28 protein-coding genes are annotated in these 26,677 nt (G+C 61.7%); 14 read left to right on the forward strand and 14 right to left on the reverse strand.

All coding sequences use genetic code 11. From position 1 onward, the window contains the following. The first annotated feature begins 135 nt into the window (after positions 1-135). The 3 genes from xylF to AA309_RS06575 all read left to right on the forward strand — a co-directional run bounded on the left by xylF (position 136) and on the right by AA309_RS06575 (position 3,364). Positions 136-1,182, forward strand: a complete 1,047-nt coding sequence (gene xylF / locus AA309_RS06565; RefSeq protein ID WP_047188148.1) for a D-xylose ABC transporter substrate-binding protein — start codon at positions 136-138, stop codon at positions 1,180-1,182. An 89-nt stretch (positions 1,183-1,271) separates the two neighbouring features. Continuing rightward, on the forward strand, positions 1,272-2,570 hold the full coding sequence (locus AA309_RS06570; RefSeq protein ID WP_047188149.1) for a sugar ABC transporter permease: 1,299 nt from the start codon (positions 1,272-1,274) through the stop codon (positions 2,568-2,570). 14 nt (positions 2,571-2,584) lie between these two features. Further along, positions 2,585-3,364: an ATP-binding cassette domain-containing protein gene (locus tag AA309_RS06575; protein ID WP_047188150.1), complete on the forward strand. Its 780-nt coding sequence runs from the start codon at positions 2,585-2,587 to the stop codon at positions 3,362-3,364. Positions 3,365-3,427: 63 nt separating this feature from the next. Here the strand turns inward: AA309_RS06575 and AA309_RS06580 are convergent, their stop codons facing one another. Further along, positions 3,428-4,756 carry an AmpG family muropeptide MFS transporter gene (locus AA309_RS06580; protein WP_047188151.1) on the reverse strand — a complete coding sequence of 443 codons (1,329 nt, stop codon included), beginning with the start codon at positions 4,754-4,756 and terminating at the stop codon, positions 3,428-3,430. 67 nt (positions 4,757-4,823) lie between these two features. Then, a complete protein-coding gene (locus AA309_RS06585) occupies positions 4,824-5,681 on the reverse strand; it encodes an SIR2 family NAD-dependent protein deacylase (protein ID WP_047188152.1) in 858 nt (285 codons plus the stop codon). 100 nt (positions 5,682-5,781) lie between these two features. Here AA309_RS06585 and AA309_RS06590 point away from each other — a divergent pair, with 100 nt between their 5' ends. Beyond that, positions 5,782-6,357: an NUDIX domain-containing protein gene (locus AA309_RS06590; protein ID WP_052954511.1), complete on the forward strand. Its 576-nt coding sequence runs from the start codon at positions 5,782-5,784 to the stop codon at positions 6,355-6,357. Here the strand turns inward: AA309_RS06590 and fghA are convergent. Beyond that, a complete protein-coding gene (fghA, locus tag AA309_RS06595; RefSeq protein ID WP_047188154.1) occupies positions 6,354-7,196 on the reverse strand; it encodes an S-formylglutathione hydrolase in 843 nt (280 codons plus the stop codon). The two genes, AA309_RS06590 and fghA, sit on opposite strands and share 4 nt — an antisense overlap. 12 nt (positions 7,197-7,208) lie before the next feature. Then, positions 7,209-8,321 carry an S-(hydroxymethyl)glutathione dehydrogenase/class III alcohol dehydrogenase gene (locus AA309_RS06600; RefSeq protein ID WP_047188155.1) on the reverse strand — a complete coding sequence of 371 codons (1,113 nt, stop codon included), beginning with the start codon at positions 8,319-8,321 and terminating at the stop codon, positions 7,209-7,211. A gap of 141 nt (positions 8,322-8,462) precedes the next feature. Here AA309_RS06600 and AA309_RS06605 point away from each other — a divergent pair, with 141 nt between their 5' ends. Continuing rightward, positions 8,463-9,113, forward strand: coding sequence for an MBL fold metallo-hydrolase (locus AA309_RS06605; protein ID WP_047188156.1), 651 nt, complete (start codon positions 8,463-8,465; stop codon positions 9,111-9,113). Positions 9,114-9,173: 60 nt separating this feature from the next. Here the strand turns inward: AA309_RS06605 and AA309_RS06610 are convergent, their stop codons facing one another. Next, a complete protein-coding gene (locus AA309_RS06610; protein ID WP_047188237.1) occupies positions 9,174-10,640 on the reverse strand; it encodes a catalase in 1,467 nt (488 codons plus the stop codon). Positions 10,641-10,710: 70 nt separating this feature from the next. Here AA309_RS06610 and AA309_RS06615 point away from each other — a divergent pair, with 70 nt between their 5' ends. Beyond that, positions 10,711-11,667, forward strand: a complete 957-nt coding sequence (locus AA309_RS06615; protein WP_342027933.1) for a hydrogen peroxide-inducible genes activator — start codon at positions 10,711-10,713, stop codon at positions 11,665-11,667. Positions 11,668-11,704: 37 nt separating this feature from the next. Then, a complete protein-coding gene (locus AA309_RS06620; protein ID WP_047188158.1) occupies positions 11,705-12,337 on the forward strand; it encodes a DsbA family oxidoreductase in 633 nt (210 codons plus the stop codon). 65 nt (positions 12,338-12,402) lie between these two features. Here AA309_RS06620 and AA309_RS06625 read toward each other — a convergent pair whose 3' ends face one another. Then, on the reverse strand, positions 12,403-13,638 hold the full coding sequence (locus AA309_RS06625; protein WP_047188159.1) for a YeeE/YedE family protein: 1,236 nt from the start codon (positions 13,636-13,638) through the stop codon (positions 12,403-12,405). A 196-nt stretch (positions 13,639-13,834) separates the two neighbouring features. Here AA309_RS06625 and AA309_RS06630 point away from each other — a divergent pair, with 196 nt between their 5' ends. Continuing rightward, positions 13,835-14,866: a cysteine synthase A gene (locus AA309_RS06630; RefSeq protein WP_047188238.1), complete on the forward strand. Its 1,032-nt coding sequence runs from the start codon at positions 13,835-13,837 to the stop codon at positions 14,864-14,866. A 68-nt stretch (positions 14,867-14,934) separates the two neighbouring features. Here the strand turns inward: AA309_RS06630 and AA309_RS06635 are convergent, their stop codons facing one another. Both AA309_RS06635 and AA309_RS06640 read right to left on the reverse strand, forming a co-directional pair. Then, positions 14,935-15,375: a hypothetical protein gene (locus AA309_RS06635; RefSeq protein WP_047188160.1), complete on the reverse strand. Its 441-nt coding sequence runs from the start codon at positions 15,373-15,375 to the stop codon at positions 14,935-14,937. Positions 15,376-15,501: 126 nt separating this feature from the next. Next, positions 15,502-16,269: a sulfite exporter TauE/SafE family protein gene (locus AA309_RS06640; protein WP_047188161.1), complete on the reverse strand. Its 768-nt coding sequence runs from the start codon at positions 16,267-16,269 to the stop codon at positions 15,502-15,504. A 305-nt stretch (positions 16,270-16,574) separates the two neighbouring features. Here AA309_RS06640 and AA309_RS06645 point away from each other — a divergent pair, with 305 nt between their 5' ends. After that, a complete protein-coding gene (locus AA309_RS06645) occupies positions 16,575-16,832 on the forward strand; it encodes a hypothetical protein (RefSeq protein ID WP_047188162.1) in 258 nt (85 codons plus the stop codon). Positions 16,833-16,887: 55 nt separating this feature from the next. On the opposite strand, the gene AA309_RS31735 is transcribed toward AA309_RS06645, so the two are convergent. Both AA309_RS31735 and AA309_RS06655 read right to left on the reverse strand, forming a co-directional pair. Beyond that, a complete protein-coding gene (locus AA309_RS31735) occupies positions 16,888-18,426 on the reverse strand; it encodes a hypothetical protein (RefSeq protein WP_052954512.1) in 1,539 nt (512 codons plus the stop codon). Between the two features lie 84 nt (positions 18,427-18,510). Beyond that, a complete protein-coding gene (locus AA309_RS06655) occupies positions 18,511-19,671 on the reverse strand; it encodes a TAXI family TRAP transporter solute-binding subunit (RefSeq protein WP_244470277.1) in 1,161 nt (386 codons plus the stop codon). A 435-nt stretch (positions 19,672-20,106) separates the two neighbouring features. On the opposite strand from AA309_RS06655, the gene minC reads away from it, so the two are divergent. Genes minC through minE form a run of 3 tightly spaced genes read left to right on the forward strand, consistent with a single transcriptional unit; the run spans position 20,107 to position 21,881 of the window. Next, positions 20,107-20,781: a septum site-determining protein MinC gene (minC, locus tag AA309_RS06660; protein WP_150117414.1), complete on the forward strand. Its 675-nt coding sequence runs from the start codon at positions 20,107-20,109 to the stop codon at positions 20,779-20,781. Positions 20,782-20,802: 21 nt separating this feature from the next. Further along, entirely contained in the window at positions 20,803-21,618 is an 816-nt protein-coding gene (gene minD / locus AA309_RS06665; RefSeq protein WP_047188164.1) for a septum site-determining protein MinD, read from the forward strand. After that, a complete protein-coding gene (gene minE, locus AA309_RS06670) occupies positions 21,615-21,881 on the forward strand; it encodes a cell division topological specificity factor MinE (RefSeq protein ID WP_047188165.1) in 267 nt (88 codons plus the stop codon). The genes minD and minE overlap by 4 nt, the downstream gene beginning before the upstream one ends. Positions 21,882-21,936: 55 nt before the next feature. Here the strand turns inward: minE and AA309_RS06675 are convergent, their stop codons facing one another. From AA309_RS06675 to AA309_RS06685, 3 genes are all read right to left on the reverse strand, one after another. Next, complete coding sequence (locus tag AA309_RS06675; protein ID WP_047188166.1) at positions 21,937-23,127, reverse strand: thermonuclease family protein; 1,191 nt, start codon at positions 23,125-23,127, stop codon at positions 21,937-21,939. Next, the gene (locus AA309_RS06680; protein WP_047188167.1) at positions 23,120-23,926 is read right to left on the reverse strand and encodes a hypothetical protein; all 807 of its coding nucleotides are present in this window, start codon (positions 23,924-23,926) and stop codon (positions 23,120-23,122) included. The genes AA309_RS06675 and AA309_RS06680 overlap by 8 nt, the downstream gene beginning before the upstream one ends. A 101-nt stretch (positions 23,927-24,027) precedes the next feature. Further along, positions 24,028-24,417, reverse strand: a complete 390-nt coding sequence (locus tag AA309_RS06685) for a septal ring lytic transglycosylase RlpA family protein (protein WP_052954513.1) — start codon at positions 24,415-24,417, stop codon at positions 24,028-24,030. 350 nt (positions 24,418-24,767) lie between these two features. On the opposite strand from AA309_RS06685, the gene AA309_RS06690 reads away from it, so the two are divergent. Further along, the gene (locus AA309_RS06690; RefSeq protein WP_084730905.1) at positions 24,768-25,724 is read left to right on the forward strand and encodes a DMT family transporter; all 957 of its coding nucleotides are present in this window, start codon (positions 24,768-24,770) and stop codon (positions 25,722-25,724) included. Here the strand turns inward: AA309_RS06690 and AA309_RS06695 are convergent. Beyond that, complete coding sequence (locus tag AA309_RS06695; RefSeq protein ID WP_047188168.1) at positions 25,721-26,008, reverse strand: hypothetical protein; 288 nt, start codon at positions 26,006-26,008, stop codon at positions 25,721-25,723. The genes AA309_RS06690 and AA309_RS06695 overlap by 4 nt on opposite strands. Positions 26,009-26,185: 177 nt before the next feature. Between AA309_RS06695 and AA309_RS06700 the strand changes: the two genes are divergently transcribed. Next, complete coding sequence (locus AA309_RS06700; protein ID WP_150117411.1) at positions 26,186-26,518, forward strand: hypothetical protein; 333 nt, start codon at positions 26,186-26,188, stop codon at positions 26,516-26,518. Positions 26,519-26,677: the final 159 nt, after the last annotated feature.

Consider the following 26,677-nt stretch of genomic DNA (forward strand, 5'->3'; position numbering starts at 1 on the left):
TTAGTTAGGGTAATTATTTCCCCGCTCGAAAAATAAAGCATGGCAGCGTGAGCCACGTCTGTCGATCCGGCTGGAAGAGACAGCCTGCCATGAGCACAGGGCCTTGGAGGGAAAGCCTGGCCCAGGAGGAAACCAATGTCGTTCAAGAAGCACGCTCTCATCAGCTTTGCCGCCCTGGCCTTGTCTGCTACCGCGGCCTTCGCCCAGGGCAAAGGTCCGGTCATCGGCGTGAGCTGGTCGAATTTCCAGGAAGAGCGCTGGAAGACCGACGAAGCCGCTATCAAAGCCGCCATCGAGAAGGCTGGCGGCACCTATGTCTCGGCGGATGCTCAGTCCTCGCCCGCCAAGCAGCTGACCGATATCGAAAGCCTCATCGCCCGCGGCGCCAAGGCGCTGATCGTGCTGGCCCAGGATGCGGACGCAGTCCGCCCGGCGGTCGAGAAGGCCGTGGCCGAAGGCATCGCGGTGGTGGGCTATGACCGCCTCATCGAAATCCCGCAGGCCTTCTATCTCACGTTCGACAATGTCGAGGTGGGTCGTCTGCAGGCGCGCGAGGTGTTCAAGGTGAAGCCCGAGGGCAACTACGTGTTCATCAAGGGCTCGGGCGCCGATCCGAACGCCAACTTCCTGTTCCAGGGCGCGATGGAAGTACTCAAACCCGCCATGGATGCCGGCAAGATCAAGAACGTGGGCGAGGCCTATACGGACGGCTGGCTCCCCGCCAATGCGCAGCGGAACATGGAGCAGTTCCTCACCAAGAACAACAACAAGGTCGATGCGGTGGTCGCCGCCAATGACGGCACCGCGGGCGGCGCGATCGCGGCCCTCGCGGCTCAGGGCCTTGCAGGCTCCGTGCCGGTGTCCGGTCAGGATGCGGACAAGGCGGCCCTCAACCGCGTCGCGCTCGGCACGCAGACCGTGACCGTGTTCAAGGATGCCCGCGAGCTCGGCCGCAACGCCGCCGAAATCGCGATGCAGCTCGCCGGCGGCAAGAAGCTCACCGAAATCCAGGGGGCGAAGCCCTGGAACCTGGGCCCGAAGAAGCAGAACATGACGGCTCTCTTCCTCACCCCCGTCGCGATCACGAAGGACAACCTCGACGTGGTCATCAACGCAGGCTGGGCCTCCAAGGAAGTCGTCTGCCAGGGCGTGAAGGCAGGTTCCGTGAAGGCCTGCAACTAAGATTGGCCTTGTCTTGAAATGACCCTTCCCGGCAGCCGCCTCGCTGCCGGGAAGGGTATTTGTCGTTGAACTTATTTCCGCGTGACGCCATGAACGCCCCTGTTTCCACAACCGCGCCGCCGCCGAGCACCGCTTCCGGCTCGTTTCTGTCAAAGCTTGAGATCGACGTCCGCATGCTCGGCATGCTCGCAGCGCTTGCCGTGATCTGGATTGGTTTCGATCTCTTGTCGGGTGGCGTTTTTCTCACCCCGCGCAATCTCTGGAATCTCTCGGTTCAAACAGCCTCCGTTGCGATCATGGCGACGGGCATGGTGCTCGTGATCGTCACGCGCAATATCGACCTTTCCGTCGGGGCCATCCTCGGCGTCGTCGGCATGATCATCGGCGTTGCACAGGTGCAGTGGCTGCCCTCCTATCTCGGACTCGAACACCCACTCACCGCGCCGCTCGTGGTGTTGCTCGCGATCATCATCGGCGGAGCGATCGGTCTCTTCCAGGGCTGGCTCATTGCCTATCTCGGCATTCCCTCCTTCATCGTGACGCTCGGCGGTCTTCTCGTATGGCGTGGTGCGGCCTGGTGGGTCACCGCGGGTCAGACCATTGCGCCCATGGATACGCGCTTCAAGGCCTTCGGTGGTGGCGTAGAAGGTGCACTCGGTGCGACGACCACCTGGGTCATTGCGGCCATCGCCTGCGGTCTCATCGTTGTCGGGCTCGGGCTTTCGCGCCGCCGTCGTCTGAGCTTCGGATTCCCGGTGCGTCCCGGCTGGGCGGACGCAGTGATTGCCGCCGTCACCTGCGGCGCGGTGCTCGCGGCAGCAGCCATCGCCAATGCCTATCCATTGCCGGCAGGCACGGCTCGCCGCTGGGCGGAGGCACAAGGCATCGCCTGGCCTGAAGGCGGCCTGTTCATTCCGCATGGCGTCGCACTGCCGGTGCTGATCGCCGTCGTGGTCGGACTCGTGATGACCTTCATCGCCACGCGCCGTCGCTTCGGCCGCTATGTCTTCGCCATCGGCGGCAATCCGGAAGCGGCGGAGCTGTCAGGCATCAACACGCGCTGGACGCTGATGAAGGTGTTCGGCCTCATGGGCCTGCTCTGCGGCATCTCGGCCTGCATCTCGACCGCGCGCTTGAACGCTGCGACCAATGCGGCCGGCACGCTCGATGAGCTTTACGTGATCGCCTCCGCCGTGATCGGCGGCACGTCGCTTGCGGGTGGCATCGGCACCATCGCGGGTGCGATGCTGGGTGCCCTCGTCATGCAGTCGCTGCAATCGGGCATGGTGCTGCTCGGCGTCGATACGCCCCTGCAGAACATCGTCGTCGGCGCAGTGCTCGTGCTGGCGGTGTGGGTCGACGGCCTCTATCGCCGCCGAATCAAGTAAGAGGGGAGCGTATCATGCAACAGAATGAAACGACGCCTCTCGTCGAAATGCGCAACATCTCCATCGCCTTCGGCGGCATCAAGGCCGTGGACGACGTGTCCATCGACCTGCGTCCCGGTGAGGTGGTGGGTCTGCTCGGCCACAATGGCGCAGGCAAGTCGACGCTCATCAAGATTCTCTCCGGCGCCTACAAGCCTGATGCGGGCGAGATCTACGTGAACGGCGAGCATGCCGACATCTCCACGCCTCGCGACGCCAAACGCTACGGCATCGAGACGATCTACCAGACGCTGGCGCTCGCCGATAACATTGACGCGGCGGGCAACATCTTCCTCGGTCGTGAAGTGCTCACGCCTTACGGCACTCTCGACGATGCGACGATGGAGGCCGAAACGCGCAAGGTGATGGCGCGCCTCAATCCGCATTTCCGCCGCTTCAAGGAACCCGTAAAGGCGCTCTCCGGCGGTCAGCGTCAGTCGGTGGCCATTGCGCGCGCGATCTATTTCAATGCGCGCGTGCTGATCATGGACGAGCCCACCGCGGCTCTCGGACCCGCCGAGACGCAGCAGGTGGCCGATCTCGTGCTGCAGCTGAAGAAGGAAGGCATCGGCATCTTCCTCATCAGCCACGACATCCACGACGTGTTCGGCCTCGCCGACCGCGTGAGCGTGATGAAGAACGGCAAGCTCGTGGGCTCCGCAAACGTGCAGGACGTCACGCAGGACGAAGTGCTCGGCATGATCATCCTCGGCAAGTGCCCGCTTGGTGCAACGCCGGGGCCGGGCGCGAGCTAAGCCTTCCTGACACTCAGCTCGTCATGGCCGTCCCCGGACTTGATCCGGGGATGACGCCCGTTGCTAAGCCCGCGATCCCGCAGCCATTGGAGCGGAAGCCTCTTGCGCTTCCGCTTCTTCCTTTTGCCGCACCGTCTCCAGCGTATCCCGCCGCACGATGAGGCAGAGGATCACGAGCGGGATACCGAGCGCCGCCGTGCCGGTGAAAAGAACCGGATAGCCATAGGCATCCACCACGGCGCCGGAGGCGCCGCCGATGAGCTTTCCGGGCAGCGCGTAGAGTGAACTCAGAAGCGCGTATTGGGTGGCTGCGAATCCCGGTGAGGTGAGGCCCGACATGTAGGCGACGAGCGCCGCGCCCGCGAAACCTTGGGCGAAGTTGTCGATGCTGATGGTGAGGGTGAGTCCCGTGAGGGTGGCATTGCCGGCCGCGAGCCAGGAGAACATCACGTTCGATCCGGCCGCGATCGCCGCACCGATCAAAAGGCTCCACCAGAGGCCGAGACGCGTGAGCGCGAGACCGCCGGCGAAGGCGCCGATGATGCCGATCCACACGCCATAGAGCTTTGAGATATTGGCGATGTCGGCCTTCGAGAAGCCGAGATCGATGTAGAGCGGGTTGGCCATGATGCCCGCCATGAAGTCGGGCAGGCGATAGCAGGCGATCAGCGCCAGGATCGGGATCAGCATCTTCCGCTTGCGCTGGAAGAGATCGGCCAGAGGCTCGATGATGGCCTGGGCGAAGGGAGGATTCTTGCGGACCCGGACCTCGTCGATGCGCGGCGCGAGCAGCGTGCCCACAAGGCCCACGCCCATGAGCGCGGCCATGGAAAGATAGGCAGCAGGCCAGTTCACAAGCTCGGCGATGTAGAGCGCGCCCGCGCCCGCGCAGAGCAGCGCCAGGCGATAGCCGAGCTGGAGGCTTGCCGCCATCATGCCCTGTCGCTCCGTGGGAGCGGCATCGATGCGCCAGCCGTCGATCACCACATCCTGCGTTGCCGAGAAGAAGGCGATCATGACGGCGGAGATGATGGTCAGCGGTATGCTGACCTGCGGCCCCGTCACGGCCATACCGACGAGGCCTGCCATCACGCCGAACTGCGCCAGCGCCATCCAGCCACGGCGGCGGCCCAGCACGCGCGCCAGAACCGGAACGTCATAGCGGTCGACGATGGGTGCCCAGAGGAACTTGAAGGAATAGGCCAGGCCCACCCAACTCATGAGGCCGATGATCGTGAGCGAGATGCCGGCTTCCCTGAGCCATGTGGAAAGCGTGCTGAACACGAGCAGGAAGGGCAGGCCCGAGGAGAAGCCCAAGGGCAGCATGAGCGCGATGCGCCCGTCGGTCAGGATAGCGGTCAGCGAAAGACGGCGTTTGGTCGTACTAGCCATGAATCTGCTTGGAAATCAGGTGGTCCAAAGAGGCGCCACATTGGCACACGAGGCCGAGGATGCAAAATCAGACGCCTTCCTCCTCCTGCTCGACCGCCTTGCAGAGCTTGGCCAGAAAGGTCTCGAGCGCTTTCTCGGGCGGGCAGTCCTTTTCCATGAGAACGCGAAGCCCCCATTGCTCCAGTACCGCATGCTCCACTGGATTTGGGCGCAGCATGAAGACGAAGGATTGCGGCCGGTCGCGCTCGTAGCCCGATCCGGCCCAGGTCTTCCAGAGCCGGTGCAGCAGGAAGCGAATGTTGAGATCCGTCATGCTGTAGCCGATGAACAGGATGGTTTTTCCTAAAGCGTCCGAGCGGAACTTGATGTCGAGTGGGGATTCGAAGGACAGGCGATCGAGATAATCGGTTTCGGCAATCACGATGGAATCGTCGTCGTCGAAATCGCCATGGTACTTCACGATTTGCGGCACGCCTTCGCGGATGCGGGCGATATCCTTGGCGTTGACGATCTTCACGTAATCCTTGTCCTGAAGGTCGAAGGCGGTTTCCAGGTTCCGGTCGAAATTCGTCGTGTAGATGATGGGAAAGTCGAGCCTGCAGATCAGCTCGTGGACCCTGGATTTCTTCAGCTTCTCTTCCGGCAGCGTCCAGTGCCGGTCCATCCAGCTGCGCAGGGGCCCGATGCTGCCCTGCCTGATCCGGTAGAACTCGGCGAGCGTCAGGTAGTTGAGGTCATTTCCGTTGAACTTCGACAGATCGATGTCGAGCTCCTCGGCGATATGCTCGATCAAGGTGCTCCAGGAGGGCAGCCCCACGGTCATCGATACGCCCGCCCCGGCAAAGAGAATGGCCTGACGCTTTTTGATGGCCCCGACCAGATCTTCCAGCACTTGAAACGCTCCTCGTGACGAACCCCTCTCCATAACGTTTGAACTCGGCTGCCGGGCTCAAAAGGCGATGGATAACTTGAGCGTTTCATGTGTTGTCTGCAGGATGGGGCCCGCAAACAGGAGAGGACCGGACGTGACAGCCTACCGGATCAAGCAGATCGATACCGTCTATGAGGGATGGCGCAAGATTCTCAAAATGACCGTCCAGATGCCGGACGGGCGGACCATGACCCGCGAGGTCCTCAACAGCGGCGATGCCGCTGCCGTGCTGCCTTACGATCTGGAACGGCGCAAGGTGATCCTCGTCCGGCAGTTCCGCGCGCCTGTGATGCATATCGAGGGGCACCCGGATTTTCTGGAGGCAGTAGCGGGCTTGCTCGACGGGGATGAGCCTGAAATTTGCGCCCGGCGCGAGACCATGGAGGAGGCGGGCATCCGGGTCGATCGCCTGGAGCCCGTGGGCCATTTCTGGTCGGCACCCGGGATCACCACGGAGCGGCTGCACCTCTTCCTTGCGCCCTACACCGAGGCTGACCGGGTTGGCGAAGGCGGCGGGCTTGCGCACGAGCACGAGGACATCGAGGTGCTGGAAGTGAGCTTCGAGGAACTTGCCGGCCTCATGGCCTCCAACACCATCGCCGACATGAAGACCATGATCCTCGTGCAGGCGCTTCAGATGAAGCATCCGCAGGTCTTCGGCAGGCTTTAAGCAAGGCGCTGGGCATGCCAGCGCAGGTGATCCTCGATGAAGCTGGCGATGAAGAAGTAGGAATGATCGTAGCCTTCTTGGCGGCGCAGGGTGAGGGGTTGCCCGGCCTTGACGCACGCCTCTTCCAGGAGCTGCGGCTTCAGCTGGCTGTCCAGGAAGCTGTCTGCGGTTCCCTGATCGACAAGGATATCGGGCACACGGGCGCCGCTCTCGATGAGCGCACCGGTATCGTATTCGCGCCAGGCGGACCGGTCGGCGCCGATATAGTTGGACAGCGCTTTCTCGCCCCAGGGGCAGTGCATGGGGGAAGAGATCGGTGCAAAGGCAGAGACGGCCTTGAAGCGCCCTGGATTGCGGAGTGCAATCGTGAGCGCGCCATGCCCGCCCATGGAGTGGCCGGTGATGCCCTGCCGCTCCATGTCGGCCGGCAGGTTCTCGGCAATCAGCGTCGGCAGTTCGCGCTCGATATAGGAGCGCATGCGATAATTCTTCGCCCAGGGCTCCTGCGTGGCATCAACATAGAAGCCTGCGCCGAGGCCGAAGTCATAGGCACCCTCCGGATCATCCGGCACGCCCTCACCGCGCGGGCTCGTATCCGGCGCGATGAGGATGAGGCCGAGCTCCGAGGCGATACGTTGCGCGCCTGCTTTGACGGTGAAGTTCTCTTCCGTGCAGGTGAGTCCGGAGAGGAACCACACCACCGGCACCTTGCCCTTTGCGGCCTGCGGCGGAATGTAGGCTGCAAGGCGCATGGGCGTGCCTGTCTCCTGCGAGATGTGGCGATAGACGAACTGTGTACCGTTAAAGCAGCGCGATTGCGAGACGACCTCGAAGCTCATGCGTGTCACCGATCAGTAGACGATCACCGAGCGGATCGACTTGCCTTCATGCATGAGGTCGAAGGCGGTGTTGATCTCCTCCAGCGGCATTTTGTGGGTGATCAGATCGTCGATGTTGATCTTGCCCTCCATGTACCAGTCCACGATCTTCGGCACGTCCGTGCGTCCGCGCGCGCCACCGAAGGCCGTACCCTTCCACACCCGGCCGGTGACGAGCTGGAAGGGACGCGTCGCGATCTCCTTGCCCGCTTCCGCCACGCCGATAATGATGCTCTCGCCCCAGCCGCGATGGCAGCATTCGAGCGCCTGGCGCATCACATCCGTGTTGCCGGTTGCGTCGAACGAGAAATCCGCGCCGCCGCCGGTGAGATCGATGATCGCCTGCACGACCTTGTCGTTGCCGACTTCCTTCGGGTTGATGAAGTCGGTCATGCCGAACTTCTCGGCCATGGCGCGCTTGGCCGGATTGATGTCGACGCCGATGATCTTGTCCGCGCCCACCATGCGAGCGCCCTGGATCACGTTGAGGCCGATGCCGCCGAGACCGAACACCACCACATTCGCGCCGGGCCACACCTTCGCCGTGTAGATCACTGCGCCGATGCCGGTGGTGACGCCGCAGCCGATGTAGCAGATCTTGTCGAAGGGCGCGTCCTCGCGAACTTTCGCGAGCGCGATTTCCGGCAGCACCGTGAAATTCGCGAATGTCGAGCAGCCCATGTAGTGGAACACGGTCTCGCCATCACAGCGGAAGCGGCTCGTGCCGTCGGGCATCAGGCCCTGGCCCTGCGTGGCGCGGATCGCGGTGCAGAGATTGGTGCGGCGCGACAGGCAGGACTTGCAGTTGCGGCATTCGGGCGTGTAGAGCGGGATCACGTGATCGCCAGGCTTCAGCGTCGTCACGCCGGGGCCGACCTCGCGCACGATGCCCGCACCCTCATGACCGAGAATGGCCGGAAACTTGCCCTCGGAATCGAGGCCCGACAGCGTATAGGCGTCCGTGTGGCAGACGCCCGTCGCCATCACTTCCACCAGAACCTCGCCCGCCTTGGGGCCCTCGATGCGGATGGTCTCGATGGTGAGCGGCTTGCCAGCCTCCCATGCGACGGCGGCCCTGGTTTCCATGCTCATTCTCCCAATGCGAATCGATGAGGGACTATGTGAACGGGCTTCACGCGAGGTCAATGGAAGGCCGCTCCATATTCCAGGCTTTCCAGAAAAGCCTGCCGATCATATGTGTTCCTCGGACAATGAGAGGATCAGCCTGTGCCCAATGTTCGCGCCGCCATCATTCCCGTCACGCCGTTCCAGCAGAATTGCACGTTATTGTGGTGCGAGAAGACCAAAAAGGCGGCCGTCATTGATCCTGGCGGCGATATCGAGCGCATCCAGGATGCCATCGCCCAAAGCGGCGTGAGCGTCGAGAAGATCATTCTCACCCATGGCCATATCGATCATGCGGCAGGTGCGGCAGAGCTGCGCGAGGAGCTTGGGGTTAAGATCGAAGGCCCCCACGAGGCGGATGACTTCCTGCTTCAGCGGTTGGCGGAGCAGGGACAGGCTTATGGGATCCCTGCGCGCCCGGTCACGCCGGACCGCTGGCTCAATGAAGGCGATACGGTGACGGTTGGGGATCTCACTCTCGACGTCCTGCACTGCCCCGGCCATTCGCCGGGCAGCGTCGTGCTGGTGTCGAAGGCGGAACGCTTCGCCATCGTCGGCGATGTGATCTTCCAGGGCTCCGTCGGCCGCGTGGATCTTCCCGGTGGTGACGGCAAGGCGCTGATCCGCTCGATCAGGGACAAGCTGCTGCCGCTCGGCGACGACATCGCTTTCATCTGTGGCCATGGCCCCATGAGCACCATCGGTCATGAACGGCAGACCAATCCGTTCCTGCAGGGTGAGGGGCTCATCTGAAAACAAAAAGCCCGGGAGCAATCCCGGGCTTCTTCGTGTAAGCCCCTACGGCTTATTGTTTTATTCTGCCGCCTGGATCAGCACGGCGCCCTTCAGACCCATGCGGTCGGCAACGCCGAGGCCGTAGGCCTTGTCGGCGAGATAGAAGTGCACGATCTGGCGCTTCACGATCTCTTCCGGCACGCCCTGCATGGCTTCCGCGATGTTGTCCATGAGCCTGTTCTGCTCCTCCGGCGTCATGAGGCGGAAGAGATTGCCGGGCTGCGTGTAGTCGTCGTTGCCGGCGCGGTGATCGTAACGATCCGCGTTCCCTGAGATCTTGAGCGGCGGCTCGGCGGCGCGGGTGGTCTGGACCGGGCCGTTGAAGGAGTTCGGCTCGTAATACGCATCGCCCCGGTTCGGGATGTCAAAGAGCATCGAGCCATCTGCATGATAGTGATGGACCGGGCAGCGCGGACGGTTCACCGGCAGAGCCTCGTAATGCGTTCCGACGCGATAGCGGTGCGCATCCGCATAAGCGAAGATGCGGCCCTGCAGCATCTTGTCGGGCGAGAAGCCGATCCCCGGCACGATGTTCGACGGCGAGAACGAGGACTGCTCCACTTCAGCGAAGTAGTGCTGGGCATTGCGGTTGAGTTCGAGAATGCCGACCTCGATCAGCGGGTAATCCGCATGCGGCCACACCTTCGTGACGTCGAACGGATTGTAGGAGGTCTTCTCCGCATCCGTCTCCTGCATGATCTGCACGCAGAACTTCCAGCGTGGGAAGTCGCCGCCTTCGATGGCTTCGTAAAGATCGCGCTGGGCGCTCTCGCGGTCCTTGGCGACCACCTGTTCCGCTTCGCGGTTCGTCCAGGTCTTGATGCCCTGCATGGACTTGAAGTGGAACTTCACCCAGAAGCGCTCACCCGCCTCGTTGATAAAGGAATAGGTGTGCGAACCGAAACCGTGCATGAAGCGGTAGCCCTGCGGCAGGCCGCGATCCGAGAACAGGATCGTCACCTGGTGCAGGCTCTCGGGGCTCAGCGACCAGAAATCCCACATGGCTTTCGGCGAACGCAGGTTGGTGGACGGATGACGCTTCTGCGTGCGGATGAAGTCGGGGAACTTCAGCGGGTCGCGGATGAAGAACACAGGGGTATTATTGCCCACGATGTCCCAGTTGCCCTCTTCCGTGTAGACCTTCAGGGCGAAGCCGCGCACGTCGCGCTCGGCATCCGCCGCGCCGCGCTCACCGGCGACGGTGGAGAAGCGCAGGAAGACCTCCGTCTTCTTGCCGATCTCGGAGAACACCTTCGCCTTGGAATACTTGGTGATGTCGTTGGTGATGGTGAGTGTGCCGTAAGCCGCCGAGCCCTTGGCATGCACCACGCGCTCCGGAACGCGCTCGCGATTCTGGTGAGCTAGCTTCTCGATCAGCTGATAATCCTGCAGCAGCAGGGGGCCGCGTTCGCCGGCGGACAGGCTGTTCTGGTTGTCGGCAATCGGCGCACCGGCCGTGGTCGTCAGTGTCGTTGTCTTTGTCATGGTCGTCCCCATTGAGTGGAACGCAAGATGCCGATGATGGGCAATAAGGTCCAATTGGATTGATTACAAAGTGCGATCAGATATTCTTATCGCCATCATGATCACCTTCCGGCAGTTACGATATTTCGGGGCATTGGCGCGTACCCAGCATTTCGGCATGGCCGCCGACCAATGCGCCGTGACGCAGCCTGCGCTCTCCATGCAGATCAAGGAGCTCGAGCGGGAGCTTGGCCTCGAACTCGTCGAGCGGCGCGGCAATTCCGTTGTTCTGACGCGAGCAGGACAGGAGATTGCCGAGCGGGCCGAAGCGATCCTTGGTCAGGTGCGCGAATTGTCCGAGCTGGCGCGCCAGCACCAGGGCGTGCTCTCGGGCCCCATGCGGCTTGGAATCATTCCGTCCGTGGCACCCTATCTCCTGCCTGCGATCCTCACAGAGGTTGAGCGGCAGTATCCGCAACTCGATCTGCAGATCCGCGAGACGCAGACCGATATGCTGGTGGACGAACTCTCACGCGGCGATCTCGATGCCGTGCTGATCGCCCTGCCCGTGCAGAATGCGCAGCTGGAATCGATGCCGCTCTTCGATGATCGCTTTCTCGTCGCCGTGCAGGCCCAAGCCGCCGATCAGTGGGTATCCAAGGACTTGCTCGAGTGGATCGGACAGGAGCGCCTGCTTCTGCTGGAAGAAGGGCACTGCCTGCGCGATCAGGCGCTTCACTATTGCCAGATCGCCAACATGCAGGCGCGCAAAGCGCTCGGTGCCGCCTCGCTCACCACCATCATGCAGATGGTTGCGGCAGGCCATGGCATCACGCTTCTGCCTGAGCTGTGTGCTGCGACGGAGGTCGACCGCAGGCGCGTTGCGCTCATCCCGTTTCCGGACAATCCGCCCATGCGCACGCTGGGTCTCGTCTGGCGACGCACATCGGGGCGGAAGAAGGATTTCTCCGCACTCGGCGATCTCATCAAGATAATCAGACAGAACGGCCAAGGCACAGAGAAAGCCTCTGGCGCGTTGGAACAGTAAAATGAATTTTTCACCGCGTTGGATCAGGAGAGCCGCGATGATCAGAGAGAATCCCATCCAGATCGCGGTCTGGAGCGACTATGTCTGCCCGTTCTGCTATCTGGAGCGGCCTGTTCTCGAGCGCATCCAGAAAGAGCTTGGCGATGACGTGCAGATCGACTGGCGCTCTTTCGAGCTTCGTCCGGAGCCGGAGCCGACGCTCGATCCCAACGCGGAATATCTCCATCGCGTCTGGAGCCAGTCCGTCTATCCGATGGCTCAGGAGCGGGGCATGACCTTGAAGCTGCCGCCGGTTCAGCCGCGCAGCCGCAAGGCTCATGAGGCGGCCGAGTTTGCGCGCGATGCAGGCCGCCTCGATGCCATGAACAAGGCTCTTTTCAGAACGTTCTTCGAGGATGGGAGGGATCTTGCCGATACCGATGTGCTGCTTGAGATCGGACAATCCGTTGGCCTTGATCGTGACGACTTGCGCGAGGCCCTTATCAGCGGGCGCTATGTACAGAGAGTTCTCGATGATCAACACCTGGCACGGCAAATCGGCATTTCCGGCGTTCCCGCCCTGATCGTCAGCGCAGGCCACCAGACCTATCTCGTCTCCGGCGCTCAGCCCTATGAGACGGTGAAGGACGTGATTGCCTACGCCACCGGTGAGAAGAAGGCTGTAACCTGACCGCCCATGAAAAAGGCTTCCCGGGCTGAGCCGGGAAGCCTTTTTGAGCGTCACGGTTGGAGATGTCAGCAGCTCGTGAGCTTCACACGCTCGACTTCAAGGCCGAAGAGCGGGCGCACGCGCGTGCCGACCACGTTGCCGGCAAAAGCCGCCACGAGCCACACCCAGCCATGCAGGCTGCCCGAGGCGATACCCGAAAAGTAGGCGCCGATGTTGCAGCCATAGGCGAGGCGCGCACCGTAGCCGAGAAGCAGGCCGCCGACGATGGCCGCAACAGCGGAGCGCAGCGGGATCTTCCACACCGGCGCGAAGCGTCCTGCAAGGGACGATGCAAATAGGGCGCCGAGGATGATGCCGAAATCCATCACCGTCGTGATGTCGTTGAAGATGCTGCCGTTGAGCTCGGCTTGGCGGGCGGGTGCGGACCAATAGGGCCAGCTCGCCACATCGAAGCCGATGGCGGCCGCGATTTTCGAGCCCCACAGGGCGAAGGCCGAGGTTACGCCCCAGGGACGGCCTGCGAGGTAGAGCGTGACGAAATTCAACAGCGCGAGTGCTACCGCACCCGCAACCAGCGGCCAGGGACCACGGAGGAAGCGGGCAAGGCCTTGGCGCGGGGAGGGGGCGGCTTCGATCAGCTTGCCGTGACGGCGCTTCTCGAACACCACCGTGACGGCAGCGATCAGCGCGAAGACGGCGAGCTGCACGGCAAGCGCAGTCCAGGGACCCCAGAGCTCGATAATGGAGATCTTGGGCAGGCTCGGCAGGGCCGTCCACCAATGCAGATGCGCAGCACCGATGGCCGAACCTGCGATGAAGCCTGCGAGCGTGATCAGCATGCGCGTGGAGCCGCCGCCCACCGTATAGAGGGTGCCGGAGGCGCAGCCGCCGCCGAGCTGCATGCCGATGCCGAAGAGGAAGGCGCCGAACACGACACCGATACCCGCCGGGGAGACGAGCCCCGCGACCGGTTGGCCGAAGAGGGAGCCGGAGGCGAGGACGGGGAAGAACAGGACCGAGGCGACAGCCAGCATGACCATCTGTGCCCGCAGGCCCTCGCCGCGCCGATCCGCGATGAATACGCGCCAAGCGGAGGTGAAGCCGAAGGCGGCATGATAGAGCACGAGACCGAGCGCCGCGCCGAGCACATAAAGCGCGGCTTGCTTCGGGTTGATGACGGCGCCGAGAAGGGCCGCGCCGCCGATGATGCCGGCAGCCGCTGCAAGCGAAGCCGGAGCATTGATGGTCAAGCTCGCCCGGTTTCCAGCGGAAAGCGGCGGAGCCACTGCAGAGCTGGACATTAAGAACTTCCTTGCTGCGTGGAGGGATAAAGGCCTTCTTGGCCCGCGGTCCGAACATGTGGTTCTTTTTAAAGAACGTCAATAGATGTATTATAGGAAATATATGCATGCCTATAATGTGAAATTCTCACGGATTGCCCCTGCCGGCTTTCTGCCTGATGTCCCCCACCGCACCCCTCAAGGAATGATCGCTCCTATGTCCATCAAGCCCGACGTCCCCACTGCCATCGGCAATACACCTCTCATCAAGCTTCGCCATGCTTCGGAACTCACCGGGTGCACGATCCTCGGCAAGGCCGAGTTCATGAATCCCGGGCAGTCCGTGAAGGATCGGGCGGCCCTCTTCATCATTCAGGATGCGGTGCAACGTGGGGTGCTGAAGCCGGGCGGTGTGATCGTGGAGGGAACGGCGGGCAATACAGGCATCGGCCTTGCCCTCGTCGCCAATGCCCTAGGCTTTCGCACGGTGATCGTGATCCCCGAGACACAGAGCCAGGAGAAGAAGGATATGCTGCGCTTGGCTGGCGCCGAACTCATCGAAGTGCCGGCCGTGCCTTATGCTAACCCCAACAACTACGTGAAGGTCTCGGGGCGGCTCGCGGAACGCCTCGCCGCATCCGAGCCGAATGGCGCGATCTGGGCGAACCAGTTCGACAACGTCGCGAACCGGCAGGCCCATATCGAAACGACGGGTCCGGAGATCTGGGAGCAGACGGGCGGCAAGATCGACGGCTTCATCTGTGCGGTGGGCACAGGCGGGACGCTGGCTGGGGTCGGCATGGCGCTGAAGAAGCGCAACCCGAAGATCACGATCGGCCTTGCCGATCCGATGGGCGCTGCGCTTTACAGCTACTATACGACGGGTGAGCTGAAGGCGACGGGCTCGTCCATCACTGAGGGAATCGGTCAGGGACGCATCACGAAGAACCTGGAGGATGCGCCGATCGATGTGGCGTTCCAGATCTCCGATGAGGAGGCGCTGCCGATCATCTTCGATCTGTTGGAGGATGAAGGCCTGTGCCTGGGCGGATCATCAGGTATCAACGGGGCAGGTGCGATCCGTCTTGCCCGTCATCTCGGCCCGGGTCATACGATCGTGACGGTGCTTTGCGATTACGGCACACGCTACCAATCCAAGCTTTTCAACCCGGCCTTCCTGCACGAGAAGAATCTTCCCGTGCCTGAGTGGCTGGAGCGCAAGAGCAACATCGATCCGGGGCTCGTGTAGGAGCACGAAAAGCAAACGCTGCGTCCGAGCGGATCGGACGCAGCGTCAGATTTCGGCGATGGAGTTCGCTAGGCAGCGGAGGGTGTGCTCGTCTCCGTTGTCTCGCTCTCCTCCGGGCGCGCCTGATGCGTGCGGGAGAGATTGACCGGCGGACGTGCGGTCTGTCCCGGCTGTGCTGCTCTTGCAGGAGCGATGATGTTCTGAAGATCCGCCTGAATGCTGTCGAGTAGGTCGATCATCCACAGCTCGCTCGTATCGACCTTGTCTCGCAACGCGGACTTCGCGATGTCGACCTTCGCTGAAATTTCCATCGGGTTGCGGGACGGCAGCGTGCTGAAATCCTGCTCGAGGGTTGCGAGCTCGACCAGAAGCTCATCGCGCAGAGCACGTTGCTCCTCGGCGGTGATCAACGGCGAATTCAGCATGCCGCGCAGGGCTGCCCAGCGCAGGCCGAGAGCGCTCACGGATTGCGTGCCGCTGAGTTCTGCGAGTTTCTGATTTTCAGCCACGGGATCATCCTTCTGAGAAAAACTGGATCAAACCGCGACAGAAAGAGGGATGGTTGTGGCGTGAATCGGGCAGGCACGTGAGAAAGCGAAGGCCGCGCGCGAAAAGATCGCGCGCGGTTAACGAATTCAACCAATAAAGAAATACAGTGTCAGCACCGCACCCACGGCGATCACCAGCCAGCGGATCACGCTCGCCGGCAAACGACGTCCGAAGACGACGCCGAGATAACCACCGATCACGGATGCCGCGCCGACGATGAGCGTCTCGGGCCAGCTCACGAGCCCTGCTGCGATGAACAGAATGACGGCGACGAGCTGAATGAGCGTGGAGCAGAGGTGCTTCGCCGAGTTGATGAGGTGGAAGTCATCGCCCTCGGTGATGGCGAGGGCCGCGAGCATCACGATGCCCATGCCCGCGCCGAAGAAGCCGCCATAGACGGCAACGAGCGTTTGGAAGGCGAGGCCTGCCGCCCACGCGCGGGTCGACGGGTGTTTTCCCTCGCTCTTTCCGATGCGGCGGGCGAGCGCCACGATGCGCGGGCTTGCGGCAAAGAGCAGGGTTGCGAACAGCAAGAGCCATGGCACGAGCTGGCGGAAGGCCGCGTTGTTCGTGACGGTGAGAATATAAGCACCGCCCAGACCACCGATCAGGCTGACCACACCGAGGGCCGCAAAGCGGCGGGCATTGGCGGCCAGCTCTCGTCTGTAGGCCCAGGCGCTTGAAAGGTTCGCAGGCGTCACCGCGACTGCGCTGGTCGCATTGGCCACCACCGGGGGCAGGCCTGCCGCGACAAGGGCCGAGAAGGTGAAGAAGGTGCCACCGCCTGCAATGGCGTTGACGAGACCTGCCGCAAGACCCGAAGCCGCAAGAAGAGCCGCAGTGGTGAGTTCCATGATCCGTTCAGTCTGATGAGGAGAAAAGGCGAGAAGGGAAGGCCGGAAATAGCACGCCGATGCTTTCAGAGCCCATTGGGCGAACGTCTAGCGCATCGTGCGGACCTTCGGTTCGCCTCGAACGCTGCTCTACGAAGGGAGCATCGGATCAAGCCCAAAAGCGCATTCCACTTTTCTCGTCCGAGGCTCTAGAGGAGCGGAAAGCGCGAAAAACGCGTCTTGATCCTTAAAATCCTAAGCTTTCCTGTGGATCACAGCTTGGGCGTCCATTGCTCTGAAGCCCGCGAAGGCGGAATTTAGAACACATGTCGAACGTCATCCCTCTCGCCCCGCGCCTGAAGCAGGCCAAATCCGCCGCCTCCGAGGCGGAGGAGCGCGCTGCGCTGGCGGCAGATCTGATCGATCTGATCGAGCGGGTGAGGGAAGCGACCGAGCATGTGGCTGCCATGTCCGGCCCCTCTCTCCAGATCCAGCAGACGGCGCAGCATCTTCTGGACGCCGGAACCGCCCTGGAACGGGCCGTCGAGTCGCTGACCGAAAACGGCGAGTGGGTGCCGTTCTAGAAACCCTGTGACGCGGGCTTAAGGCGTCAGCTTCCGGTCACGCCAGACAGGCCCTCTATTTCAGCGCCTCCATCCTTTCACCCGCCTGGGCGATTCCGAGGGACTGAGCCCGTGCATAGAACTCCTGCGCCTTGGCCGCATCACCCCGGATGCCTAAGACCCGCAACTTGGAAAGGACATTTGGATCGAACGTCTCGGCCATCAGGAAGGCGGCGCGCCCGTTGCCGCTTGCCAGGGAGCGCTCGAGAAGGAGACGGGCTCCGCTCACGTCCCCCTTGCTCAGAAGCTCCTCAGCTCGGGCGACGAGGCGTTCGTCTGCCTTCATGGGATCCGGCGGGCTGTTCTTGGTCTCCGTCTGCGGAGAAGCCTTCATCTGATCCACGGGCTTTGGTGCGACAGGCAGCGGTTGAATACTGTCCGGCAAGGATGCGACCAGGACGGGGGCAGACTCCCTCTGGGGCTGGGCAGATGTGATGTCTTGCGGGGCCGCTTCGATCTGAGGCAGAGACGAGATCTCCTGAGGCTGAACGTTCTCCTGAGCCTGAGGCAACGGGGCATCCATCCCTTTGCCTGCAATCCTGAGCACCAGAGGCATGGCGCTTGGCTGGTAGGGCTCCCGGAGAGTGCGTAGCTGCTCGAGGGCATGGGTGAGTTCTTTGGTGAGTGTGTCTCTCCGATCCCGCTCCTGAGCGAGAGCATTCTTGAACTCGGCCACTCGGGCCGATTCGGACGCGATCGCCTCGTCCTTGAAAAGCTGCAATGCGCGCAGCTTCTGCTCCATGCTGGCAAGCTGGTGGACGGCGTTGTCTCTTTGCTCCCGCTCCTGTCGCAGACGCGCCTCCAGCTCGACCTTGTCTGTTGGAGGTGCAGGTTTATCCTGTTCTCTCGTCTCCTTCAGAGCCTGGTAGGCAGACTGAAGGCTCGCGAGCTCACGCATGACGGCTTCGACCCGCTCCTGCTCGTTGCGCAAGGCTTGCCGCATCTCGGATGCTTTCGCGTCCTGGGAGGCCGTTTCCATCTCCAGCCGTGTCTTCAGGGCATTATTCTCCTGCATGAGGTCGTTCAGCGTTTTGGAGATCATGCTGCTGTAGGATTGCTCCTGCTCCAGCGCCCTCTGCAGATCGGCTATGTTTGACGCAGCAGAGGAAGCAGGTGCGCTGCAGGTCGCCGACAGCGCCGTTTCCTCGGTCGGATTCGGCGAAGATGCGGAAGCTCCATGAATACCGGCGGCCTCAAGAACCGCGAGAAAGTCGGGATCGCGCAGGTGGTCGGTGAGGAGAATGGCGAGAGTGCCAATCTCGATGGCCGTGTTGAGGCTGTTCTCTGCGCCGCTCAGATCGCCCTTGCGGATGGAGGCTTCGAGCTTTTCAGCAAACTGTATCCTGTTTTGGGATGTCAAAAGAACCTGCAGAAGGTGCAGAAGGTTGTTCGAGACTCCTGAATAGTCAGTGACGTTGGTGTCTGCCACCGTGCCAAGGCTCTCGGCCGTGCGGCTTCCGGCGAATGCAGGGCTGAGGAGCGAAGTGCCGAGCAATGTGCCGGCCAGCAACTCGATCGCTAAACGTTTCGATGTCGATGCATCTCGTCCATTCATGTCGGACCTCCTTCATTGGTCGCCAAAGGCTTGATGCTCAGCCTTTGGCCTCGGTCCAGTTGGATCTTGATTAGTCTTGCCGGATTAGTCTTGCCGGGTGCTCCGCCGGGTCACTTTCTGCCGGTCGTTCTGCCATGCGAGGAAATCTCGGAAGAGAGCTTCGCGTTGCTCTGCCGTGACGTTGATCCCTCTGCTGTTCATAAAGCCTTCAAAACTTTGAACTTCGGCCGACGGATTGCCTGCCGTAGCGCGGTCCAACCAGTCCTGAGCAGCTTTGACGCGTTCCCAGCCGGGCACGTCCGCAGCCAGATTGACTTCCTTCCATTTCGGGTGCCTGCCCGGTTGGAGAAACTCGTCGAAGCGGGAGAAGAACGCGTTCACGAAACGCTTGACCCGGGAATACCGATCAGAGTTTTCAGGCCAGTTGAATACGGCAAGCAGGCTGCCGACGGCCAGGGTCTCGGCCGGCTGATTCCTGTCCACGAGCTGCGGGTAATCCTCGCTGGTGAGGCGGGCTGGGAAGTAGCTCTCCGCGATCTCTCCTTCAAAGGGAATGGAGATAAGATGGAAGCGTCCATCGGTCTGGAATTCCGCAATCGCGCGCACCGGCCGCCCGGCGACATAGACGGCCGCCTGGATTTCTCCGGACTTGAGCTTCGCGTAAGATGAGGCTTGGTCGAAGGTCGTGACGTCGGGCTTGATTCCGAGCTTCTCGAAAATGAGGCGCGAGGTCAGGTTCGTTCCGCTGCCGGCCTTGTCGATATTGACCTTTCTGCCATCGAGTTGCCGGATGTCCGTAATATCCCGGCTTGCGATGATATGGACTTCCTCGTTGTAGAGGCGGGTAATGAAGCGCAGGCGCCGAGCCGCATTGTCCTGAAGGTTCTCGGCTTTCAGCTGCTCCCGAGCATCCATCTGCACGATGCCGATATCGACGCCGCGCAGGAACATGATGTCCCGCAGGTTCTGCAGCGAGCCGCGTCCGATCATCGGCAGAACGCGCAGGTCCTCACCGTCGAGCACATTGGCAAGATCGGCCGCAATACGGATGTAGGTTCCGTCAGCCCCGCCTGAGATGACTCCTACGGTACCAGCATTGACGCGGGAGGCATTGAAAGTCGGCGCAGTCTGGGCCGATGCACCGGCCAGACCGGACATGAGAATGGCTGCAACGACAGGAGCCTGATGCAACAAGAGTTTCAGAAATTTGCGTGCTGCGAGAAAACCATAAGCTCGACCCGACATTCCTCGTCCTCCCTGGACCTGCCTTTCGGCTGCTTGTCGATCGTTTTGTTTCTGTGCGTTGTTTTGAGAAAATGATCTTCGAAATTCAGGAACAAAACGAAGGAAGAACGATCCTATGCTCCTCGTGGGCATGGTCAATTGAGCTTTGACGCCTGAATACTACGCAAGAAGTGATAGAGACTACTCACAAAGAGATATATTTTATCTTTATATTCCTTGTGGGAGCCCAATTTCTCATCGGCGGACTGCCAAGCTTTGCCGAGACAGGAAGCCGCTTCGATCCGTGACGTTAAGAAAATTCTTAGCACCGAGCGGCTCTTTTAACGGTCCATTAACCATAAGCGTTCGAAATCATGGAGTATTAAAGGAATTTGAGCTCCCGTGACCATCGCTGTTCGCCCCCGCCCCTCTCTTCGCTTCCGTGGCAGGTCCTTCATGGCCCTGGTCCTCGCGCCTGAAGTACCGTTGAGGGACTGGCTCGAGGACCTCGACGCCGTGTCGGAGCGCTCGCCCGGATTTTTCTCCGGTCGCCCGATCATTGCCGATGTCTCCAATCTCAAGCCCTCCAAATCCGAGCTGAAGTTTCTCTTGGCCGCTTTCAGGATGCGCAACATCCGCATCATCGGCCTCGAGGGTGCTGCTCCCGAGAACGTCGAGCCCGACATGCCGCCGCAAATTACCGGTGGCAAGCCTGCGGGCGAGATCGACGTGACGGATGCCGCTGGCACCGCCGATGCGGCGGTTGCTGCCGCCTCCGCATTCAGCCCCCAGCCCTCCGCCGAGAAGTCGCTGATGATCGAAGGCTCCGTGCGCTCGGGCCAGTCGATCCTGCATCCCGAAGGCGACGTCACGGTTCTCGGCTCCGTTGCCTCCGGCGCGGAGATCGTGGCCGGCGGCTCCATCCATGTTTACGGCGCGTTGCGCGGCCGCGCGATTGCGGGCTGCACGGGCAATGGCCGTGCGCGGATCTTCTGCAGAAAGTTCGAGGCCGAGCTCATTGCGATCGACGGTCTCTACAAGACCGCCGACGACCTCGGCACGAAATTCCACGGTCAACCCATCCAGGTTCACCTGGATGGCGATTCGATCATCCTGCAAACCCTGGATTGATAGAGAGAAAGAGAGACGACAATGGCCAAAGTCTTGGTCGTAACATCCGGCAAAGGTGGCGTTGGCAAGACCACGTCCTCGGCAGCTCTGGGCGCGGCGCTCGCGCATGGCGGCGACAAGGTCGTTGTCATCGACTTTGACGTCGGCCTGCGCAATCTCGATCTCGTCATGGGCGCGGAGCGCCGCGTGGTGTTCGATCTCATCAACGTGGTGCAGGGCGATGCCAAGCTCTCTCAGGCTCTCATCCGCGATAAGCGCCTTGAGAACCTCTCGCTGCTTCCCGCCTCGCAGACCCGCGACAAGGACGCGCTGACAGAAGAGGGTGTGGCCAAAGTGCTCAACGAGCTGCGCGAGAAGTTCGACTGGATCGTCTGCGACAGCCCGGCCGGCATCGAGCGCGGCGCCACCATGGCCATGCGTCATGCGGATGTGGCCGTCGTCGTCACCAATCCGGAAGTGTCGTCGGTTCGAGACTCCGACCGCATCATCGGCCTCCTCGATTCCAAGACCGAGAAGGCGGAGAAGGGCGACCGCATCGAGAAGCACCTGCTGCTCACCCGCTACGATCCTGCCCGCGCCGAGCGTGGCGAGATGCTCAAAGTGGATGACGTGCTGGAAATCCTCTCCATCCCGCTCATCGGCATCATCCCCGAGAGCGAAGAGGTTCTGCGCGCCTCCAACATGGGCTCGCCGGTGACCCTCAACAACCCGTCGAGCGCGCCGGGCCGCGCGTATTTCGATGCCGCACGCCGTCTTAAGGGCGAGACCGTCGAGATCACGATCCCAAGCGACAAGAAGGGTCTGTTCGGCAAACTGTTCGGACGGAGGGCCGCATGAGCCTCATGAGTTTCTTCAACCGCCGCACCTCGGCGCCTGTTGCGCGCGAGCGCCTGCAGATCCTGCTGGCGCATGAGCGTGGCATTGTCGGCGGGCAACCCGATCTGGTGGCGAAGCTGCGCGAGGAAATCCTCGCCGTCGTCCGCCGCCACGTGATGGTCGAACACGACAACGTCCAAGTGAAAATGAACCGCGATGCGGATATCTCGACCCTCGAGATCGAGGTCGAGATCCCGGCTCCGGTCCCGGTCGGCGCTCGCTGATCAACCTTCCTAAGATAGTGAAGCGGCCCTCTGCATAGCAGAGGGCCGTTTCGCTTTACGGCTGCTTGCTCCACACGCCGATCTTCGCCTCGCGCGCCTTATCCGCGGCAGCCTTCAGTTCCGGCGTGGCCTCGGCAGTAGGCTGTCCGCCGCCATTGTAGAGAATAACCCGCGACAGATCCTGCCCGCTGACGCGGCAGCGATAGGTATCGTTGCCGCCTGCGGGTTCGCAGGTCACTTCGCGGCCCTGCAGATATGCTGTCAGATCCTCCGGCTTGCCGGCACCGGGCGCCCATTCCACGCCGAAGAGGCGAACCACTTCGCCTTCCAGAGACAGGGTCGCGGTATCGATCACATCCGGTACGCCACGCAAGGCGCGACCGCCTGACGAACGCGGCGCAGCAGCCGGTGCATTGGCAACGTGGCCGCCGGCCACGGAGCCTGTTTCCGATGGACCATCGGTGCTGGCCTGCGTGGTGTCGTCGGGACGAAGGAGAAGGAAGGCGCCGAGGCCCAGAAGCAACAGAACGGCCGCCACAGCGCCCAAGGCGAAGCCGGGGCGGCGGGATACGGGCTTCTCCTGAAGGTTGTCGAAGAAGGCTTCAGCGCGCTCCCGGGAATCGGCAATTGAGCTGGCCAATCCCTTTCGAACATTCGCCATCTTGCCGCTGCTGTTGATCGCAGGGGGGGCTTTCAACCTTTCGGACATCCTCTTGGACCAGGCGTGAAAGCGGGCCTTGCCCTTATGCCAATGGTTCAGCGCGTGCGGGTCGGGAGAGGGCGCCGGCTCGCTCTCCGGTGCCGGTTCGTTCGAGCCGAGGGTCAGCCAGTCCCGCTTCAGCTCCTGCTTCGGTCGTGAAATCTCGTGATGTGCTGGAGGCGACGCCAATTCGTCTGGAGATGACTGCGGCTTGGGCGGTGATTTGAAGAGAACGGGGTGAAGGGTGCGCAGCTCGGCAAGAAGATCCTGCAAGGTGAACGGCACCTTCTCTCCATTCCTCTCGATCACGCGCGCTTGACCGTTTGCGTCGATCACGGTGAGCTTCATCTCGCCATCGACCTCGGACGGACGCAAGGAGGACTCGATGATGAGTTCGAGAGCCCGGCGCGCATCGTCGGTCGGATTGATCCTGTCGACCTCGGCATGGATGAGCGCACGCATGCGCTCCCTCATCTGGACCGCGTGCCCGATGGGCGTGTTGCCGAGATGATGGGAAGTTTCGCGAACGGACGTGACATCACTCATTCGACGTTCCCTCCGAAGCAAGAGTGCGCTTGCGCGTCTGCGTGAGCAGTGTGCTGTGCTCCGCAACGATCACGGGTTTCTCGCCGATGAACTCCAAAACGAGCTGAAGCGCGCCGGAGCCTTGCGACATGCGCCGCCGCTTTGGACTGATCGCCGTGTAATCGAACACCGCATGCACCTTGCAGACCGTGCCGGAGGGATTGCAATCGGTGCCAATAGCGTCCGGGCGGGGACGATATTCACGCTCTGGCCACCGGCGCATGAAGCGCTGCTTTTCCTTATACAGCCGCTCCAGGCTGACCGTGCGCCCATGAAAAAGCACACGCGGGGCATAAAGCTCGGCCGTCGCATCGAGCGCTATGTCGTTCCGCGCTGACCATGATGCCAGATAGTCGACGGCAAAGTTCTTGGCCGTATCGGCCCGCGACACGCGTCGCTCATTCTGAAGCTGTTGTTGCGGCTCGGCGGCTTTCGTGCGCGGCTCGGGTTGCGGCGATTGCACGGGTGGTGGCGCGGCTTGGGTCGGCTGCGCGGCTTGGGTCGGCTGCGCGGCTTGGCGGGATTCCGGCGTTGGCGAGATGACGGGCAGCCTGGGAGGCTGAGGGGATTGCGCAGAAGGTGCAGCAGGTGCGGGTTTCGGTTGAGCTGGAGGTGCTGCCTGAGAGGCGGCGCCGCTCTCTGCGGGCGGGTCCACCCACGGTTGCGCATTTTGCGCAAGAACCATGGAACCGCCTGCGCCGAGCAGCGCAAGAATGGCAAGAATGGAGATTGTTGATGCCAGTAACCGACCAGCCTGCATGTGATGTCCCGAACAGCCTTCTCACAACGAAAGAGGTGACCGGGGAAAAGCAGGCTGGAGGGTTCTGAGTTCCATCGGGAACCGTGCCGGAAGGGTTCCGTTCAGAGCTCCGCGACGGTGACGGAGCCGACGCCCGAAATGCCGATAGCTTGGGCGGAGGCGCGCGAGAGGTCGATCACGCGGCCATGCGCATAGGGGCCACGGTCGTTGATGCGAACGACCACCGACTTGCCGGTGCGCTTGTTCACGACACGCACCTTCGTGCCGAAGGGCAGGGTGCGGTGGGCTGCAGTCAGCTCATTGGTGTTGAAGGTTTCACCGCTTGCCGTCCGGCGTCCGTGAAAGCCGGGGCCGTACCAGGAGGCGCGGCCGCTCTGAATGACTCTTCCGGAGGTTTCCTGCGGCTGGGCCTGTGCAAAAGAGGTAGGGAGAAAAGCAGCAGCCGAGAGAATAAAGATCGCGACGTGAAGTGTTACCTTGCGTTGATCCACAATGCATTCCCTTGTTGTTATCAGAGACGTGCAAAATGAAGGCTAATAAGGCAACAATAAGACCTTCATTGTTGTTGAACTAGCAAGGTTAACAGTGTCGTTACTGAAAGAGCGTTCATCTTAGACGCTGGACATTGTAACGGTTTGTAGCTTATAGCCTGAAGAGGGTTGGATAAACTGAAGCTTGATAGAGGGGGCTCCGGTCCCTGAGCACAGGATCCATTCATCGAGAGCATGGTTCGGGTGCCGAGTTTGCACTTCTCATTGGCGCGAAATGAACTTCTAGTAGCGCAAACCAATTGCCTCCAGGCTCGCAGCGCCCGCATGCGGGCCTCTTTTTTGAGTCCCTCATGACCATTGCTTCCAGGGCCGCCGAGAGCGAGGCGCCGTCAAAAATCACTGAGCAGGTCTCTCACGCGCAGGCGGCTCAGTCGCCGGCGCGGGGCATTCTGATGCTGGTGGCCTCGACCGTCGTCTTTTCCGTCTGCGATATCATCACCAAACATCTCGCGGCCACGCTTCCAGCAGCCGAGATCGCCTGGATCCGATATGCCACCTTCTCCTGCATCGTCGTTCCCGTGATCCTGCTCAAGGGCGGCAAGGGGTTGTTTCGTGCCAAGCGTCCCGGTCTTCAGGTCCTGCGGAGCTTCGGCATGATCGGTTCCACCCTGTTCTTCACACAAGGCCTGCGTTATCTGCCGGTGGCGGAATCGACCGCGATCTACTTCATCTCGCCGATTCTCATCATGGCACTGTCGATCCTCTTCCTCGGAGAGTCGGTGGGGTGGCGACGCTGGACTGCGGCTCTTGTCGGGCTGACAGGCGTGCTGGTCGTCATCCGTCCGGGCACTGATGCCTTTCAAACCACGGCGCTGCTGCCGCTGCTTGGAGCAACGAGCTGGGCGGCCGGTGCCGTGGTGACACGGAAGATGAGCGGCAGCGATCATCCCTTGACGACGCTCGCCTATTCAGCCGTCGTCGGTTGCCTGATCTTGAGTCTGTCGCTTCCCTTCAGCTGGGTGACGCCCTCGGGAAACGAGATCGGCTTTGCTCTTCTGATGGGGTTGTTCTTCGCCATCGGACAATGGTTCGTCGTGCTGGCCTATCGCCACGGCAACGCGTCCGTGATCGCCCCTTTTTCTTATGTGCAGCTGATCTGGGCGGGAGCGCTTGGCTATCTGGTCTTCGGCGCTCTGCCGGATGGCTGGACCATCGTGGGCGCCTGCATCATCGCGGCGAGTGGCCTCTATACCGCCTATCGCGAGCGCGTGCGCATGTTGCAGCGGAGAGCAAGCGCCGAGGCTTAGGCTCCCGCCGAGTGCACGACGCGCAGGCGCGGGCGCGCGGCGCGGCTGTAAAAGGTGAGCACGACACAATCTTCAACCGTCTCGCCTTCGACCAGGCGATAGCCGAACTGCTCCGCAACGGCGCGCACCTGTCCGAGGTTGGCCTTCGAGATGCGGCGGCTGAACTCCGAGACGTCCTGGCTCATGAGTGCGGCCAGCATTCCGACCTCGACGCCCTGGTCGAAATCAGCGCTGCGCGCCGGAAAACGAAGCCGCAACCCCTCGGCAAGGTGGATGTGATGCATGTGATCCCGTTCACTTCACGACATTTCAGCCGGGTTATGGCCCACAACATCCTACTGCTTGCTTAAAGGTGCCCCACGGCGGGCCCCCTTGTGGATAGCACGGACAAGATCGGCCTGGATCCGAAAGCCCCTCACGGCATTTATTCTTTCGTAGGCTTTGCGGTTGGCGGCCGAGCGATGAGGGAGCTCAAGGTGAAGATACAGATGATGGGTGTCGTGCTCGTGACCTGCCTTCTGGCTCAGGAGGCGTCCGCCGCGGACATGACGGATAGGACCGTGACCCGAACCACCCGCGTGACCCGCGTAATGCCCGTTATCCCCGAGCGCGCAATCGCTCGCCTAGCGGATCAGGGTCTCGGATACTCGGTCCTGCATGAACCACTCGGTGTGCCGCAGAGGGGTTACCGGGTGCATGTCACCTGCACCATCACGGAGACCTTCAGGCAGACCTATTGCCCGACACCTGCCTACATGGCCACTTGCCCCAACGCCGTCATCGCCTGTCGTTAGTTGCAGACTGAACTGTGCAAGGCGCTACGTTTGTTGTGCGCTCAGTTTTTTCGAGAATTCACGGAAGGTTATTCCCCGCAAGGCCAAGCTTTTCTGAATCAGGGAAGAAGGCCGAAATAAATTACTTCTCTTGGGTGCCTTGTATTTGCCTGATTGGGG

Origin of the sequence: Microvirga vignae, from assembly GCF_001017175.1 — a bacterium.
Lineage (GTDB): Bacteria > Pseudomonadota > Alphaproteobacteria > Rhizobiales > Beijerinckiaceae > Microvirga > Microvirga vignae.